This window comes from Massilia sp. YIM B02769 (assembly GCF_030411995.1).
In the GTDB taxonomy this organism is placed as follows: Bacteria; Pseudomonadota; Gammaproteobacteria; order Burkholderiales; family Burkholderiaceae_D; genus Telluria.
The window spans coordinates 115,572-130,727 of record NZ_JASNRC010000015.1 but is presented as its reverse complement, the minus strand read 5'-3'; the positions used below and the strand labels follow the sequence as shown (position 1 = coordinate 130,727).

General features: G+C 63.2%; 11 protein-coding genes. 3 read left to right on the top strand and 8 right to left on the bottom strand.

The window, feature by feature from the left end:
* Positions 1 to 146: 146 nt before the first annotated feature.
* Positions 147 to 2,402, top strand: a complete 2,256-nt coding sequence (locus QPK31_RS22355) for an arginine/lysine/ornithine decarboxylase (RefSeq protein WP_290425092.1) — start codon at positions 147 to 149, stop codon at positions 2,400 to 2,402.
* 327 nt (positions 2,403 to 2,729) lie between these two features.
* Here the strand turns inward: QPK31_RS22355 and dcd are convergent, their stop codons facing one another.
* The 4 genes from dcd to QPK31_RS22335 form a co-directional block, all read right to left on the bottom strand.
* Complete coding sequence (dcd, locus tag QPK31_RS22350; protein ID WP_229435443.1) at positions 2,730 to 3,296, bottom strand: dCTP deaminase; 567 nt, start codon at positions 3,294 to 3,296, stop codon at positions 2,730 to 2,732.
* Positions 3,297 to 3,332: 36 nt separating this feature from the next.
* Positions 3,333 to 4,178 carry an alpha/beta fold hydrolase gene (locus tag QPK31_RS22345; RefSeq protein WP_290425091.1) on the bottom strand — a complete coding sequence of 282 codons (846 nt, stop codon included), beginning with the start codon at positions 4,176 to 4,178 and terminating at the stop codon, positions 3,333 to 3,335.
* A 68-nt stretch (positions 4,179 to 4,246) separates the two neighbouring features.
* Positions 4,247 to 5,146, bottom strand: coding sequence for an intradiol ring-cleavage dioxygenase (locus QPK31_RS22340; RefSeq protein ID WP_290425090.1), 900 nt, complete (start codon positions 5,144 to 5,146; stop codon positions 4,247 to 4,249).
* A gap of 10 nt (positions 5,147 to 5,156) precedes the next feature.
* A complete protein-coding gene (locus tag QPK31_RS22335; protein ID WP_290425089.1) occupies positions 5,157 to 5,651 on the bottom strand; it encodes a Spy/CpxP family protein refolding chaperone in 495 nt (164 codons plus the stop codon).
* A gap of 183 nt (positions 5,652 to 5,834) precedes the next feature.
* On the opposite strand from QPK31_RS22335, the gene QPK31_RS22330 reads away from it, so the two are divergent.
* Positions 5,835 to 6,524, top strand: a complete 690-nt coding sequence (locus QPK31_RS22330) for a response regulator transcription factor (protein ID WP_290425088.1) — start codon at positions 5,835 to 5,837, stop codon at positions 6,522 to 6,524.
* A gap of 13 nt (positions 6,525 to 6,537) precedes the next feature.
* Complete coding sequence (locus QPK31_RS22325; RefSeq protein WP_290425087.1) at positions 6,538 to 8,076, top strand: cell wall metabolism sensor histidine kinase WalK; 1,539 nt, start codon at positions 6,538 to 6,540, stop codon at positions 8,074 to 8,076.
* A gap of 9 nt (positions 8,077 to 8,085) precedes the next feature.
* Here QPK31_RS22325 and QPK31_RS22320 read toward each other — a convergent pair whose 3' ends face one another.
* The 4 genes from QPK31_RS22320 to QPK31_RS22305 form a co-directional block, all read right to left on the bottom strand.
* Positions 8,086 to 10,437, bottom strand: coding sequence for a DNA internalization-related competence protein ComEC/Rec2 (locus QPK31_RS22320; RefSeq protein ID WP_290425086.1), 2,352 nt, complete (start codon positions 10,435 to 10,437; stop codon positions 8,086 to 8,088).
* A 12-nt stretch (positions 10,438 to 10,449) separates the two neighbouring features.
* A complete protein-coding gene (locus tag QPK31_RS22315; RefSeq protein WP_290425085.1) occupies positions 10,450 to 11,589 on the bottom strand; it encodes a T6SS immunity protein Tli4 family protein in 1,140 nt (379 codons plus the stop codon).
* A gap of 90 nt (positions 11,590 to 11,679) precedes the next feature.
* A complete protein-coding gene (locus QPK31_RS22310; protein WP_290425084.1) occupies positions 11,680 to 13,404 on the bottom strand; it encodes a T6SS immunity protein Tli4 family protein in 1,725 nt (574 codons plus the stop codon).
* Positions 13,401 to 15,140 (bottom strand): triacylglycerol lipase, encoded by a 1,740-nt coding sequence (locus QPK31_RS22305; protein WP_290425083.1) that lies wholly within the window; start codon positions 15,138 to 15,140, stop codon positions 13,401 to 13,403. Before QPK31_RS22305 ends, QPK31_RS22310 begins: the two co-directional genes overlap by 4 nt.
* Between the last annotated feature and the right edge of the window lie 16 nt (positions 15,141 to 15,156).

The following is a 15,156-nucleotide window of genomic DNA, read 5'->3' as shown; positions in this document are numbered from 1 at the left end:
ACGGCGCATGTGGTTACCCTAACAAAAAAAGTTCACCGGACAGCGGGTTTTCTGCGAAAATCCGCTTCTTATTTTTCGGTGCCGTGTGAGCGGGCCGCGTCAACCCGACGCGGCTGCCCCCACGGCGCTTCGCATTGGAGCTGTCAATGAAATTTCGCTTCCCCATCGTCATTATCGACGAGGATTTCCGTTCCGAGAACACGTCCGGTCTCGGCATTCGCGCGCTCGCCGCGGCGATGGAAAAAGAAGGCATGGAGGTCCTGGGCCTGACCAGCTACGGCGACCTGTCGCAGTTCGCCCAGCAGCAGTCGCGCGCCTCGGCCTTCGTGCTGTCGATCGACGACGAGGAATTCGGCGGCGGCTCGTTCGAGGAAACCGACTTCGCCCTGACCCGCCTGCGCGCCTTCGTGCAGGAGATCCGTCACAAGAACTCGAACATCCCGATCTACATCTACGGCGAGACCCGCACCTCGCGCCACATCCCGAACGACATCCTGAAGGAGCTGCACGGCTTCATCCACATGTTCGAGGACACGCCGGAATTCGTCGCGCGCCACATCATCCGCGAAGCCAAGGCCTACCTCGATTCGCTGGCGCCGCCCTTCTTCCGCGCGCTGGTGAACTACGCCTATGACGGCTCCTACTCGTGGCACTGCCCCGGCCACTCGGGCGGCGTCGCCTTCCTGAAGTCGCCGGTCGGCCAGATGTTCCACCAGTTCTTCGGCGAGAACATGCTGCGCGCCGACGTCTGCAACGCGGTCGAGGAACTGGGCCAGTTATTGGATCATACGGGTCCGGTCGCCAAGTCCGAGCGCAACGCCGCGCGCATCTACAGCGCCGACCACTGCTATTTCGTGACCAACGGCACCTCGACTTCGAACAAGATGGTCTGGCACTCGACCGTCGCCCCGGGCGACATCGTCGTGGTCGACCGTAACTGCCACAAGTCGATCCTGCACTCGATCATCATGTGCGGCGCCATCCCCGTGTTCCTGATGCCGACCCGGAACAACCTCGGCATCATCGGCCCGATTCCGCTGGAAGAGTTCACGCCCGAATCGATCGCCCGCAAGATCGAGGCCAACCCGTTCGCACGCGAAGCCAAGGACAAGAAGCCGCGCATCCTCACCATCACCCAGTCGACCTACGACGGCGTGGTCTACAACGTGGAAGTCCTGCGCGAGATGCTGGATGGCCGCATCGACACCCTGCACTTCGACGAAGCCTGGCTGCCGCACGCGACCTTCCACGACTTCTACAAGAACATGCACGCGATCGGCCGCGACCGCCCGCGCGCCAAGCAGTCGATGATCTTCTCGACCCAGTCGACCCATAAACTGCTGGCCGGTTTGTCGCAGGCCTCGCAGGTGCTGGTGCGCGAATCGGAATCGGTCAAGCTCGACCAGGACGCCTTCAACGAAGCCTTCCTGATGCACACCTCGACCTCGCCGCAGTACTCGATCATCGCCTCGTGCGACGTCGCCGCCGCCATGATGGAAGCGCCGGGCGGCACCGCGCTGGTGGAAGAGTCGATCCTGGAAGCGCTGGACTTCCGGCGCGCCATGAAGAAGGTCGACGCCGAATACGGCGACGACTGGTGGTTCAAGGTCTGGGGCCCGGACGTCAAGGGCGAGGAAGGCATCGGCGAGCAGAAGGACTGGATGATCCACGCCGACGACGACTGGCACGGCTTCGGCAACCTGGCCGAAGGCTTCAACATGCTCGATCCGATCAAGTCGACCATCGTCACGCCGGGCCTGTCCCTGGACGGCAAGTTCGGCGACACCGGCATCCCGGCCTCGATCGTCACCAAGTACTTGGCCGAGCACGGCGTCATCATCGAGAAGTGCGGCCTGTACTCGTTCTTCATCATGTTCACGATCGGGATCACCAAGGGCCGCTGGAACACCCTGGTGACCGCGCTTCAGCAGTTCAAGGACGACTACGACCGCAACAAGCCGATGTGGCAGGTGATGCCGCAGTTCGCCTCGGCGAACCCACGCTACGAAGACCGCGGCCTGCGCGACCTGTGCACGCAGATCCACACCTTCTACAAGCAGTACGACGTGGCGCGCCTGACCACCGAGATGTATTTGTCGGACATGGTGCCGGCGATGAAGCCGTCGGACGCCTTCGCCAAGATGGCGCGCCGCGACATCGAGCGCGTGGCCATCGAGGACCTGGAAGGCCGCACCACCGCGATCCTGCTGACGCCTTATCCGCCGGGCATTCCGCTCCTGATTCCGGGCGAGCGCTTCAACAAGACCATCGTGGATTACCTGCGCTTCGCACGCGACTTCAACGAGCGCTTCCCGGGCTTCGAGACCGACGTGCACGGGCTAGTCAAGCGCGAGATCGATGGCAAGCTGGGGTACTTCGTGGATTGCGTTAAGCAGGACTGAGACAGGACTGATTGGTATAACAGCCTGATGTGAAAAGAGGAGCCGCCGGCTCCTCTTTTTTTGTCGCTGAAATCGCTACGGGATGCGCGGCGATGTTTTTCGTAGGGTGGGCACCTGTGCCCACGCGGTATGGTACTTCTGCGTACCGGAGCATTTGCACACATCGTCGACGCTTGCCGTTCGGGCCTCTTCACCTGCACCTACATGCAAACGGTGAGACCGCGTGGGCACAGGTGCCTAGCGCGGCCCGGCCCACCCTGCGTTAGCCAGGCAAGCACCCTCGTCGCAATATGATACGAATTCAGGCGCCTGTCTTCAAAAACCGTATCAGGTCTTCGGCAAGGTCACGCCATGCTGCCCCTGGTACTTGCCGCCACGGTCCTTGTACGACGTTTCGCAAACTTCATCCGACTCGAAGAACAGCACCTGCGCACAACCTTCGCCCGCGTAGATCTTGGCCGGCAGCGGCGTCGTGTTCGAGAATTCCAGCGTCACATAGCCTTCCCACTCAGGTTCGAACGGCGTCACGTTGACGATGATGCCGCAGCGCGCGTAGGTCGATTTGCCGAGGCAGACGGTCAGCACATTGCGCGGAATGCGGAAGTATTCCATGGTGCGCGCCAGCGCGAACGAGTTCGGCGGGATGATGCAGACATCGCTCTTGATGTCGACAAACGACTTCTCATCGAAGTTCTTCGGATCGACGATCGTGCTGTTGATGTTGGTGAAGACCTTGAACTCATCGGCGCAACGGATGTCGTAGCCGTAAGACGAGGTGCCGTAGGAAATGATGCGGCGGCCGTCGGCCTCGCGGACCTGGCCCGGCTCGAAGGGCTCGATCATGCCGGTTTCCTGCGCCATGCGGCGGATCCATTTATCGCTTTTGATTGCCATGCTGCTCTTTCAGGGTGGTCGTAAAATCCCGCGATTTTACGCGAAAAGGCCGCGCTGGTCCTGCTTCTCGTTGCCAGCTTGACTAGCACGTTGGGCCAGCAAGCGCTTGACCATCTCGTGCGTGAGTTGCGCGGCGCGAGCCGGCTGCTCCAGCGGATACAAGTGGCTGCCCTCGGTCATGACGAAGTTGGCCCCGACCAGCTTGCGCGTCGATTCCAGTCCAGCCTGGCGCAGTTCCTCGGAGCGGTCGGCGCCGATAAAGCCGACCGGCACCGGAAAGTCGTGACGGATGACCTCGCCCATGTGGTGCGGCAGCGAGTTGTAGATTTGCGTTTCAACGGCGCGATCGAAGCGCAGCTGCACGCCCTCGGGATGCGGCTTCAGGCCGACGTCCAGGTAGTCGTCGAGCACGCCCGGCGCCCAGGCGGCAAAAATATCTTTCGCGATGAAATGCTTGTAGGCGGCTTCGCGGTCCGGCCAGACATTGCGGCGGCGCTCGGAAAAGCGCGCCGGCGAAAACTTCGTGCCCCTGCCCAGCAGCTTCACGATACGCCAGAGGAAGGCGCGCCAGCCGGCGACCACGGGCGAGTCCAGCATCACCACGCACTGCGCCAGCTCGGGCCGGCGCGCGGCGGCCATGGTACTCAGCATGCCGCCCAGCGAGTGGCCGACCAGGATGACCGGTTGACCGTAGCGCTCCAGCTCGCCGATCAGCTCGTCCACCAGTCCGCTCCAGCCATCGCCCACCGGATAACGCGGATCGTGCCCCACCATGTCGGTGCTGTGCACGTCGTAATGCGCGCTCAGGCCTTCAAGCAATTGGCGATACGTACCGGACGGGAAGCTATTGCCGTGGCAAAAATGAAGCAAGGGTTTGGTCATGGAGCACGGGACACACGAAACGGATGAGGCTTCGATTGTAATGTGACAAGGTCCCGTGCGTTCCTCGTTTAGAGGGAAACCCCTACAGTCAGTTCCGCGACGTAGCCGTTGACGATGTCGCCGCTCATCGTCGCCATCTGCAGCGACGTGCCGTCGCTGAACACGTTGTCGGTGGCATAGCTGATGCGCGACAGGTTCTGCACGCTGGTGCTGTAACCGGTCGCGGTGTACACCTCGTTCAGCGTGGCGAGCGGGAAGGTGAACTGCGAGGTCTTGATGCGGTTCGACGCGACCGTCGACTTTGCCAGCGTCGGATACACCTCGAAGTGCACGTGCGGCATCCGTCCGTCGTAGCAGCCGGGGAAGATGGTGAGGAAGGTGACGTAGCCATCGGCGTCGGCCGCCTGCACGCCGCGCAGGTAGTTCTCGGCGCTGATGCTGCTCGAGTACATCGAGTAGTTGCCGTTGCGGTCGCAGTGCCAGAGGTAGACGGTGGCGCCGGTGACGGTCGCGCAGCTGCTGGCGACATTCACGATCTTCAGGCGGATCGTCAGCGGCACGCCCTGGGCCACGCCCGTCGCGCCGGCGATGCTGGAACGGATATCGCTGCGCACGATGCCCGACAGGACCAGCGCGTTCGCCACCTTGCCGTTGCTGCTGTTGGTGCCGTCGGCCGGGTAGGGGCCGCCGGTTTCCTCGGGAATCACCGCGCAGCTGGTGCTGCCGGTCGTGGTGCCGCTGCCCGTGCCCGTGCTGCCGGTACCGGTGCTGCCGCTGCCGCTGCTGCCGCTCGCGACTGTGCCATCGGCGGCGCTGCTGCCGCTGTCTCCGCCCCCGCCGCAACTGGCCAGCGGCACCGAGGCGGCGCCGGCCAGCAGCCAGCGCAGGGTCTGGCGCCGGTTCGTGGCCGCGCCCAGCAGCCGGTCGATGTCGGCGGCCAGGCCGCCGTGATGATCGTGTTCGCTCATGTCCGTCTCCTTAGTCACGTGGTGCGCGCTGGCGTTCGATGGCTTCCTTCTGCTGCGGCGTGAGCAGGGCCATCACCTGGGCGGCAGTGCGCACGCGCAGCAGTTCCTGGGCGGCGATGGCCTGGCCGAGTGCCCTGGCCTGCGCCGCTGCCTTGGCGTCGTCGACGCGGCCCGATTCGCGCATCGCGTCCAGGGCTTCGAGCGCCTTGCGCTCGGCCTTTTCCTGCTCGCGCAGTTGCGGCGCCTGGGCATGCATGATGGCGAACAGGCGGTCTTCCTGGGCTTCGCTCAGGTCGATCCCGCGCAGGAAAGGCAGGCCGGGGCCGCCGATATGGGGACCCGGGCCGCGCGGGCCGGGGCCGCGGTCGAAGTCCGGACCGCCGGCGTCGAAGTCGGCGGCTGCCGGCGCGCCGGGCGGCGGCGCGTCCGCTGCGGGTGCGGCCAGCGCGGCCGAGGCGAATACGGTGGCGGCGACTGCGGCGGCCGCGGTGCGGAGAATGCTCATGTGGTGCTCCATTGCGTGTCGAATGGCGCCATTCTGGTGCGCGGTCTTGTAAAGCGCTGTAAAGCCGGCGTAAAACGGCGTAAGGAACATGCGGCCCATGTGCGGACCGCCGTGGTGTAAAGCTGGGTAAAAGCACGCCTGCCGCACGCGCAGGGTCACGGCCGCTTTGCTATCATCCGGAGGATGAACCATGTACTGTTGATCGACGACGACGCCGAGCTGGTCGGCATGTTTACCGAATACCTCGAGCAGGAGGGCTTCGCGGTCGCCTGCGCCCACGACGGCGAGAACGGCGCGCGCGAAGCCCTGAGCGGACGCTATGCGATCGCCATCCTCGACGTCATGATGCCGGCCCTGAACGGCATCGACACCCTGCGCCGCATCCGCGCGCAAAGCCGCATCCCGGTGCTGATGCTGACCGGCCGCGGCGACGACGCCGACCGCATCCTCGGCCTGGAACTCGGCGCCGACGATTACGTCACCAAGCCCTGCACCCCGCGCGAACTGACGGCGCGCGTGCGCGCCATCCTGCGCCGCACCCAGGACACCCAGCCGGGCGCCGGCGCCGGCGTCGTGCTCTCGGTCGGCAAGCTCACCATGATGCCCGAGCAGCGCCGCGCCACCTGGGACAGCAAGTCGCTCGAGCTGACCAGCACCGAATTCAACCTGCTGGAAGTGCTGGCGCGCCATGCCGGGCGTCCGGTCAGCAAGAACGAACTGTCCGAGCAGGGCCTGGGACGGCCGCTGGCGCGCTTCGACCGGAACATCGACGTCCACCTGAGCAGCCTGCGCCACAAGCTCGGCACGCTCGACGACGGGCGCTCGCCGCTGCAGACGGTTTACCGTCTGGGCTACCAGCTGATCCGCGACTGAAGCCGGCCGACGCATGGGACGCCGCACAGACCGCCCTACGGGACGTTTGTTCTGGAAGTTCTTCCTGTCGATCCTGCTGGCCCAGGTCGCGGCGGCCGTCGGCATCGGCAGCGTCTTCTGGCTGCGCGAGCAGGCGCGCCTGTCGAATACCATCACCCTGATCGAAACCGGGCCGCCGGCGGGCTTCATGCTCGATTCGGCCGCTATCGCGTTGAAATACGGCGGCGTGCCGGCGCTGCGCGAAATCGTCTCGCAGAAGGGACGGCATTCGGTCTACGCGGTGTTCAGCGACGGCCGCGAGCTGCTGGGGCGCGAAGTCACGCCAAGCATGCGCGAGCAGGCGCGCCGCGAACTGGCCACCGAGCGTCCTTACCGGCCGGTGCGCCAGCTGAAGGCGCCCGACGGCCAGCAATTGCTGCTGTTCGTGCCGCGCATGTACCGCAATGCCGCCGGCGATACGCTCACGGCGGCGCAAGTGGCAGGCCCCGGCCCTGGCGCCGAAGGGCCGCCGGCCGGCATGGACGCGCCCGGCCCGGGCGAAGCGCGCGCAGGCGGCATGCCCGGCCCGAATGGCCCGGGTGGTCCCGACGACCGTTCCGGCTTCGGCCGCGGCGACGGCCCGCGCGGCCCCTTCGGCCCATTCTCGCCGATGGGCAGGCCGATCCCGATGCTGGCCGCGATCATCGTCAGTCTGTTCTTCGCCGCCCTCCTCGCCTGGTACTTCTCGCGTCCGATCCGCGCGCTGCGCAGCGCCTTCGAGGCTGCCTCGGCCGGCGATCTGTCGCCGCGCTTTACCGATGGCGACCGGCTCGGCGGCGACGAACTGAACGACCTCGGACGCGACTTCGACCGCATGAGCGGCCAGCTGCGTGCCCTGATGGATGGCCAGCGCCGCCTGCTGCACGACGTCTCGCACGAACTGCGCTCGCCGCTGGCGCGCCTGCAGGCGGCGATCGGCCTCGCGCACCAGCAGCCCGACAAGATCGCCACCTCGCTCGAACGCATCGAACGCGAGAGCGTGCGCATGGACAAGCTGGTCGGCGAACTCCTGACGCTGTCGCGCCTGGAAGCGAACCCGGACCTGCCGAAGAGCGACGCCATCGACATGCAGGAACTGGTCGACGGCATCGCCCAGGACGCGCGCTTCGAAGCCGGAGACGATGGCCCGGCAATCGAAGTCGACATCGACGGCGAACTGGTGGCGAATGTGCGCGGCGCGCCCGACCTCTTGTGGCGCGCAGTGGAGAACGTGGTGCGCAACGCCGTCAAGCACGGCGGCGCCGGCGGCCAGGTCGACATCCGCCTGTATGCGCGCGGCCGGCAGGTGTACGTGGATGTGCTGGACCGCGGGCCGGGCATCCTCGACGCCGATCTGCCAACCGTGTTCGAGCCCTTCTTCCGCTCGAACCCGAGCAAGAACAATGTCGACGGCCATGGGCTCGGACTGGCGATTGCGCAGCGGGTCGTGCATGCACATGGCGGCACGATTGAAGCGCGCAACCGCGAAGGCGGCGGGCTGCAGGTGGCGATCACGCTGCCGCTGGCGCCCTGACAGTTTTACTCAGCGGTCGAACCAGTAGCGGGCTTCGTCGCGGCGGTATTCGCGCACGGTGATGTCGGCGCCGAAGTCGAACACCAGGGCGCCGGATACGTCGGTACGCATGCGGCGGATGCCATGCTCGCCGTAGCGTTCGTAGACCTGTCTTTTGGGGTGCTTGTACCGATTGCGGTGGCCGACCTGGAACACGCCGATCTTGGGCTGGACCGCTGCCAGGAAGGCCGGCGTCGACGACGTGCCGCTGCCATGGTGCGGCGCCAGCAGCACATCGGCACGCAGCTTGTCGGGCATCGCTTGCAGGAGCTGCGCTTCCTGCGCGGCTTCGATGTCGGCCGCCAGCAGGATGGCGCGGCCGTTCGCCGAGATGCGCAGGGTGCAGCTGCGCGCGTTTGCCTTCAAGCTTGCATCCTCGTAGCTGGCTGCGGATGGCTGCAGCATCTCGAAGGCGATGCCGTCCCAGGTCCAGCGCTGGCCGGCCACGCAGCGGCGGTGATGCGCCGCCTTGCGCACCGCCGGATGTCCCGGAGCCAGGGAACTCGCCATCCAGTCCACCTGCAGCGCATCCAGCAGCGTCAGTGCGCCGCCGGCATGGTCGATGTCGCTGTGGGTGACGATCATCCCATCGAGCCGGTGGATGCCGCGCGCCCGCAAGTAAGGCAGCAGTACGCGCGTGGCGCCGTCCTGGGTAGGCGCGTATTGCGGGCCGGTGTCGTACAGCAGGCGGTGGCGTTCGGTCTCGACCAGCAGCGCCATGCCCTGGCCGACGTCGAAGGCGGTGACGCGGAACTGGCCCGCTGGCGGATGCGTCGGCAGCAAGGCGAACAGCGGCAGCCACGACACTGCGCCGACCCAGCGGTGCGGCCAGCCGCGCGGGGCCAGCATCCACACCGTGCCAAGCAGCGTGAGCAGGAACAGCCAGGCCGGCGGACTCGGTGCGCTCCAGACGGCCGACGGCAGGCCGGCGAGCCAGCCCAGCGCCACAGCCAGCCACTCGATGGCCAGGTGCGCAAGCAGCAGTAGCGGCGTCGACACGGGCGCCGGCAACATGCTGCCCGCTAGCGCCAGCGGCGTGACCACGAAGCTGACCACCGGGATCGCCACCGCATTGGCCAAGGGGCCGATCAGCGACACCTGCGCGAACAGCAGCAGCGTGATCGGCACCAGCCCGAGCGTGACCGCATATTGGGTACGTGCAGCCAAGCGCAGCGCGCCGCGCCAGCCCTTCTCGTTGCGCGCGATCCGCCCGACGCCGACATACAGGATTACGCCGACCGCGCCGAACGACAGCCAGAAGCCCGGCCACAGCAGGCACCATGGGTCGAGCAGCACCACCAGGCCCAGCGCCAGGCAGAGCACATGCGACACGCTGGCCAGGCGCCCGCACCACAAGGCCAGCGCCACCACCGACAACATGTACAGCGTGCGCTGGGCCGGCACGCCGAAGCCGGCCAGCAGCACGTACAGCAGCGCGGCGCTGGCGCCCGCGAGCGCCGCCACTTTTTGCGCCGGCAGGAGCAAGGGAAGCTGCGCGCTGGTGAAGAACGAACGGCGCCACAGGCTGGCGGCGGCATACGCGGCCAGTCCGGCGATCATCGTGATGTGCAGGCCGGAGATGGCCACCAGGTGGCTGATCCCGGTGCGGTTGAAGACGTCCCAGTCGGCCTGCTCGATGCCGCGCTGGTCGCCGATCACCAGCGCCACGATCACCGCGGCGTAGGGCTTGCCGTCGAGGGCGTGCAGGATGCGGGCGCGCAGCGTATCGCGGGAGCGTTCGACCAGGGACGATGGGCTGATGACGAACGCATCGAGCCGGCGGTTGCTAGCGCCCGGGCGCACATAGCCGGTGGCGCGCACGCCCTGCCCCAGCAGCCAGGCTTCGTAGTCGAAGCCGTGTGGGTTGGCGTTGCCGTGCGGGCGTTGCAGGCGCACCGTCAGGCGCCAGCGTTCGCCGGGGCGTAGCTGGATCTGTTCGCCGGCGCCGTACCAGGACAGGGCAATTTTGGGCGGCACGCGCGCCGTCGTGTCCAGCACCGTGTCGACATCGAACTGGAAGCGCACGCCCTCGCCGAAGTCATGCGGCAGGTTGGCGATCGTGCCGATCACGTCGAGGTCGCGTCCTTCGTCGCGCTTGCCCAGTTCGTGCGCGAGCGCGGCGTGGGCCAGCATGGCGGCCCAGCAGAAGCCGAGCAGGCTGCCGGCGCAGGCAGCGCAGGCCGGGCGTAAGGAACCGCGCAGGACCAGCAGCAGGACGAATGCGGCCAGGGCGCAGGCGAGTAGGTGCCAGGGGTCGGGCAAGGCCGCGCGCGTTTGCAGGAAGGCTGCGCCTGCGACGAAGCCGAGGATGGCGCAGCGCATTGAGGGTGGGGTTCAGCGAGGAGGTGGCGCGCGATCCGGCGAGCTGGCGCTGGCAGGTGTCAGGCGTGCTTGCGTTGGAATGGCGTTTGCTGCCACGCTTGGCCGTACCCGGATGCTGGATGAGATCTTGTCCCAAAAACGAAGCGCGACGTCTTGTGACAGCGACGATGGCACGGGTCCGTGCTCACCCTTTCCTGTGTCCATAGTGAACGAAATATGCGGGACGAACACATTGTCCCTCGTACCAGCAACCTCCCACCAGAAGTTGTACACAGTGGCTGAATTGTCTTCGGAGAACCGTTGCACGAGTTCATCGCCCGCAATGCCGTCGATGCTTCGGTTAGCAGCACGAATTGTTGACACATTGCTTCTTTCAAACATCGACATCCATCCATGCGAATCGCGATTTCGTTCGAGTAAGCCCTTTTCCGCAGGTGTGACGCCGGCTGCGACGATCAGCAGGAATTCCATATCTGGGTGACTAGGAAGACGAGCTGCCAAAACGACTTCTTCGCGCTGACTCACGGACAAAGGCTCATGGAAATAAGCACGATCGATGCAAAATCCCGATGCTGTCGGAATCTGATTGACAGGGTTTGGTATCAGCTGAGCGATCAGCTTGGGCAGGTCGTTTACATACCGCGGGCTGAAACTCGACCCAGTGATATCAAAACTGACCCCGCCAGCATGTACCAATCCCTCTAGATCAATCCCTTCGTAGCGGTAACGTTCGATCTCCAGTCCGTTGGCCCGTGTCCCTTCGGTCACGGTGCGGCCGTGCACAAATATCTTTCCAACCAGACCAGCTTCCGTTTTTATTTCTTGTGCGATTTCTAGATTGTTGACGCCGGCCAGACGATCCGGTACGGCCCTAAGCTGAGATTCGCGCTCGGCGACACGCGAGTGAAACTCATCTCCCGACTCGTGGAACGAGTTGATTTCGAATCCATCGACCCGTGGCCGAATCAGTTCGGCTTCCGCCTCCTCCGGCAGGTCAACTAAAAACCTGCCGACACATATGGTCTTCATCCGTTTCGTGATGCGGGCAACTTCGCGTTGATCGCGCATGTCTGCAACAGTCCCAGCTCCGTGGATTATGCTTGCGCCTACGAACAAAACCGCAATCCACCAGAACTTTAGATAGCTTTTCATTGCACCGCCTCGCGCGTCTGTTGAACAGTATTGTGCAGTGCCGCCTAACTACCAAGCCCAGGTAGCAATCAGGTCCGGTAAAAGGCGAATTCAGGCGACCACGGGAGGCTGCTCATCATCGGGAGATGATGTCGCGCCAGTCCCCGGTGCTCCAGCGTGCCGTACCAACTGCCATACGCTGCGGCGCTGGATCGCCTGCGCCCTGCCAAACGTCCGCCCGAAGGCGGCGGAGGGTATCTCGAATGTGGCAGCCGGCAGTAAGCTCCCGACCGCGAACCAGCGTGTGCCGTCTAACGCATGCGATTCTTCGCAGCGCCACCAGCCGGAGGCCGGACACTGCATGCCTGTCTTGGAAATACACCCGATAGCAACACCTGGTCCGGTGCCTGACAGGACCTTGCCGCTCAGCTGACTGCCGCTGGCTTGGGCGGCAAGGGTGGCCTGCGCCAGAGGCAATCTCGGCACGCCCCGATCACGCTCGCGCTTGTCTACCAACTTCCAAGCAGTACGCGTATCGACCTCATAACTGGACTGCAAGCCGCGCATACGCTGCCACAATGTTTGTGGCGGCAGCAGCAAGGCTTGCGGCATCTTCTGGCCTTTGCACAGGTACTGGCGTTGCCCACCAAGCACGCTCATGCCGCCGCCAGGCTCGCTGCACAGCCACCATCCACTGTGGGGACACGATTCACCTGCCAGGGTTTGAGTTCCAATAGGAACTGCAAGGGGTTCGGTGACAGCCAATTTTGGGGCGACAGTGGGACGTATCCTGAAACTTGAAGAAATTTTATCCCAGAGGCCAAGCGCCACTCCCTCCGATAACGATGATGGGGTAGGGCCATGCTCCCCCTTCCCTGTATCCATAGTAAATGAGATATGAGGAATAAACACATTATCTTCCGTGCCTCCGACTTCCCACCAAAAGCTATACACGGTCGCTGCATTATCTTCGACAAATCTTTCAATTACCTCGTCTCCCTTGAGTCCGGAAATCGTGCGTACGGCTGCACGAATAGTCGATACGTGCATCTTCTCCGCTGCCGACATGTCTGCGCGTGACTCGGCGTTTCTTTCCAAGAGGCCTTGCTCTTCGGGTTTCACCCCTGCTGCGGAGATCAGCATGAACTCGATATCGGGATGATTTGGCAAGCGCGCCATTAATCTGACCTCCTCACCCTGCGCCGCCGATAGTGGATCGCGAAAATAAGCCCTATCAATGCAAAAACCTGGTTCCGTTGGAATTTTGTTTGCTGGGTTCGGGATAAGCTGGGCAACCAGTTGAGGCAGCGCTTCTACCGCATCTACACCGTACTGATTCGCTGAAATATCGATGCTGATTCCATCGACGTGCACCAGTGCTTCGACTGCGACCGCTTCGTAGCGGTAGCGCTCTACCGTGATACCGTCGGACGATTGTCCCTCGGTTACAGTTCTGCCATGTACAAAAAATCTTCCGGCAACACCGTGATCGGTCTTGATCTCCCTCGCCACTTCCAGATTCTTGTTTCCTCCAAGACGGTCCGGGACTGAACGGATATACGCCTCGCGCTGAGATAGACGAGAGTGGAATTCTTCGTTCGACTCAGAAAACGTGACGATATCGAATCCTTCTATTCGTGGATGCGTCAGTTCGACTTCGGCCTCCTCCGGCATGTCGACCAGAGCCCTTCCGACGCATACTGTCTTCATCTTTTCAGTCATTCGATCTACCTCGCGCTTATCCCTGGCTGCGCCCGCAGCCCATGCTCCCGCCAAGCCTACGATCACGATCCCGGCTAGCAACGTGGCCAGCCCCGTCTGGATCAGGCGCTTCACGACGACTCCTGGGCAATCTTTACAATCAAGCGAAGCGTCAGCAACAGCACGTCGCTATTTTTGAATGACTCTTGATGATCGACGCCCCGGACTTCGAAAACCTGTTTCACATGACCAGTCGGACCTATGCCAGATTGCCGCGGAACGGTCCCGTCGCCTGGTCCATCCTGTGCTTCGGGTTCAAAACTCAATTCCGCCTTGCCAGCCACGAGTACGCGACGTTCGCCGCTGGAGGTGTGACCTAAATACTGGGCAGTTACGACATTTGAGGTCGTGAGAGCAGTGGTACCAGCTTCCCATTGGCGCGCTACCCAGCGAACCTGTCCATACGAGAGTTTGGCCCGATCGCTGCCATAAAAGGCGTAGGTATTAGGGTGATAATAGTTCCCTAGGGTTCGGTGAAAGGTTTCTGCGGTATCGATAGCGGCCCGGATCACGTGTTCCACACCACCAGGCAGCTGCCGGTACATTCTTGCGGGATCGGCGATTGCCGGGTTAGCCAATCGATACCAGCGGCGCATATCTCGGTATAGATCATAAGGATTCGGAGCGATCTCGCTCGGCAAGTGCAGAAGATCAGTTGTCTTTTCGACTGTCGGCGAAAGGCTTCCTTTTATTTCATAATTCGTTCGAACAGCTGGGTTGGAGACTTTCGTTACGCGGACGTGAAGCCAAGGCGCTGGATAGAGATGGTTAGGGAGAAGCTCGAGCGCACCAGGGGACGTCGTCAAAACCGCGCTGGTCCGCTCTGTCGTTTGCCCCAGTATTTTGCCCATCCGGAAAGCGGTGACTTCTTCCTTTAATCCGTTACTTGGACTGGATGACTCCGTCCCACATGCGATACGCCGATACGCCACCGGTGCTCCGAACGTTGGCATGACCCCATGAATGACCCCCGCGATAACATTGGGAATGCGCCTCGCACATGCTCTTGCAACCAGCCCACCCATCGAATGGGTGACGAGAATGACCTTCTCGCAGCGACGTTTCGCTTTAATCCACGATTCCAGTATTTCGGAAATACGCTTTTCCAAGCGTTTTGACGAAACCTCGCAGTCTTCGAGCCAGTTATATCCAACGCAATAGACCGGGTAATAAACCCGCGCGTGCTTTTCAAGTTGAGCTTCTGTTAACGGCGCAAACGTTGCCAAGCCCCATCGGCGAGGATCGCAAGCCATCACCTCTTTCCAGTGCTGGTTAACAAACCGCTTTTCCGCTTGGTCGTCATACCCAAACGTCTGGTTCAGCCTGGTTTGTAACGCATACAGCAGCTCCCCGTAGGAATCCGCGTGCACCTCGCCCCAGCCACGCTGGCGCACCTCGTCCTCGGTCAGCGTGTACTCATCCTGCGCGTCTGGGAGAACGATGATTCCGCCATCGTCCACCTCCAGGGTCGCAGCGTCGAACAGCCTTTGCCGGTCGGCAGGCGATCGCTGGTCCCACCTGCTCGACTCGCGCCATCCTTCGGATTTACCATTTGGTGGACGCCACACGATCTTGCCTGGTGCGACAAGCTTGTTTCTCTCATCCGGGAGTCGGCTAAGCCGCGGCTTTTGCTTCGCCCGCAAGTTCGTACCCATAATGCCGGGAACAACAATCACAGGAATGACCGTATTTGCAGGCATCAGGCCCAAGCCGCGGATCGTGTATTCCGCCGATGACAGGACAGAACGCGCTTCCCAACCTCCATGGGACAGAGGAATGAGAGGCGGTAAGGGTCTGGTGCTCTCTGCCATGATCACCCCGTTGATG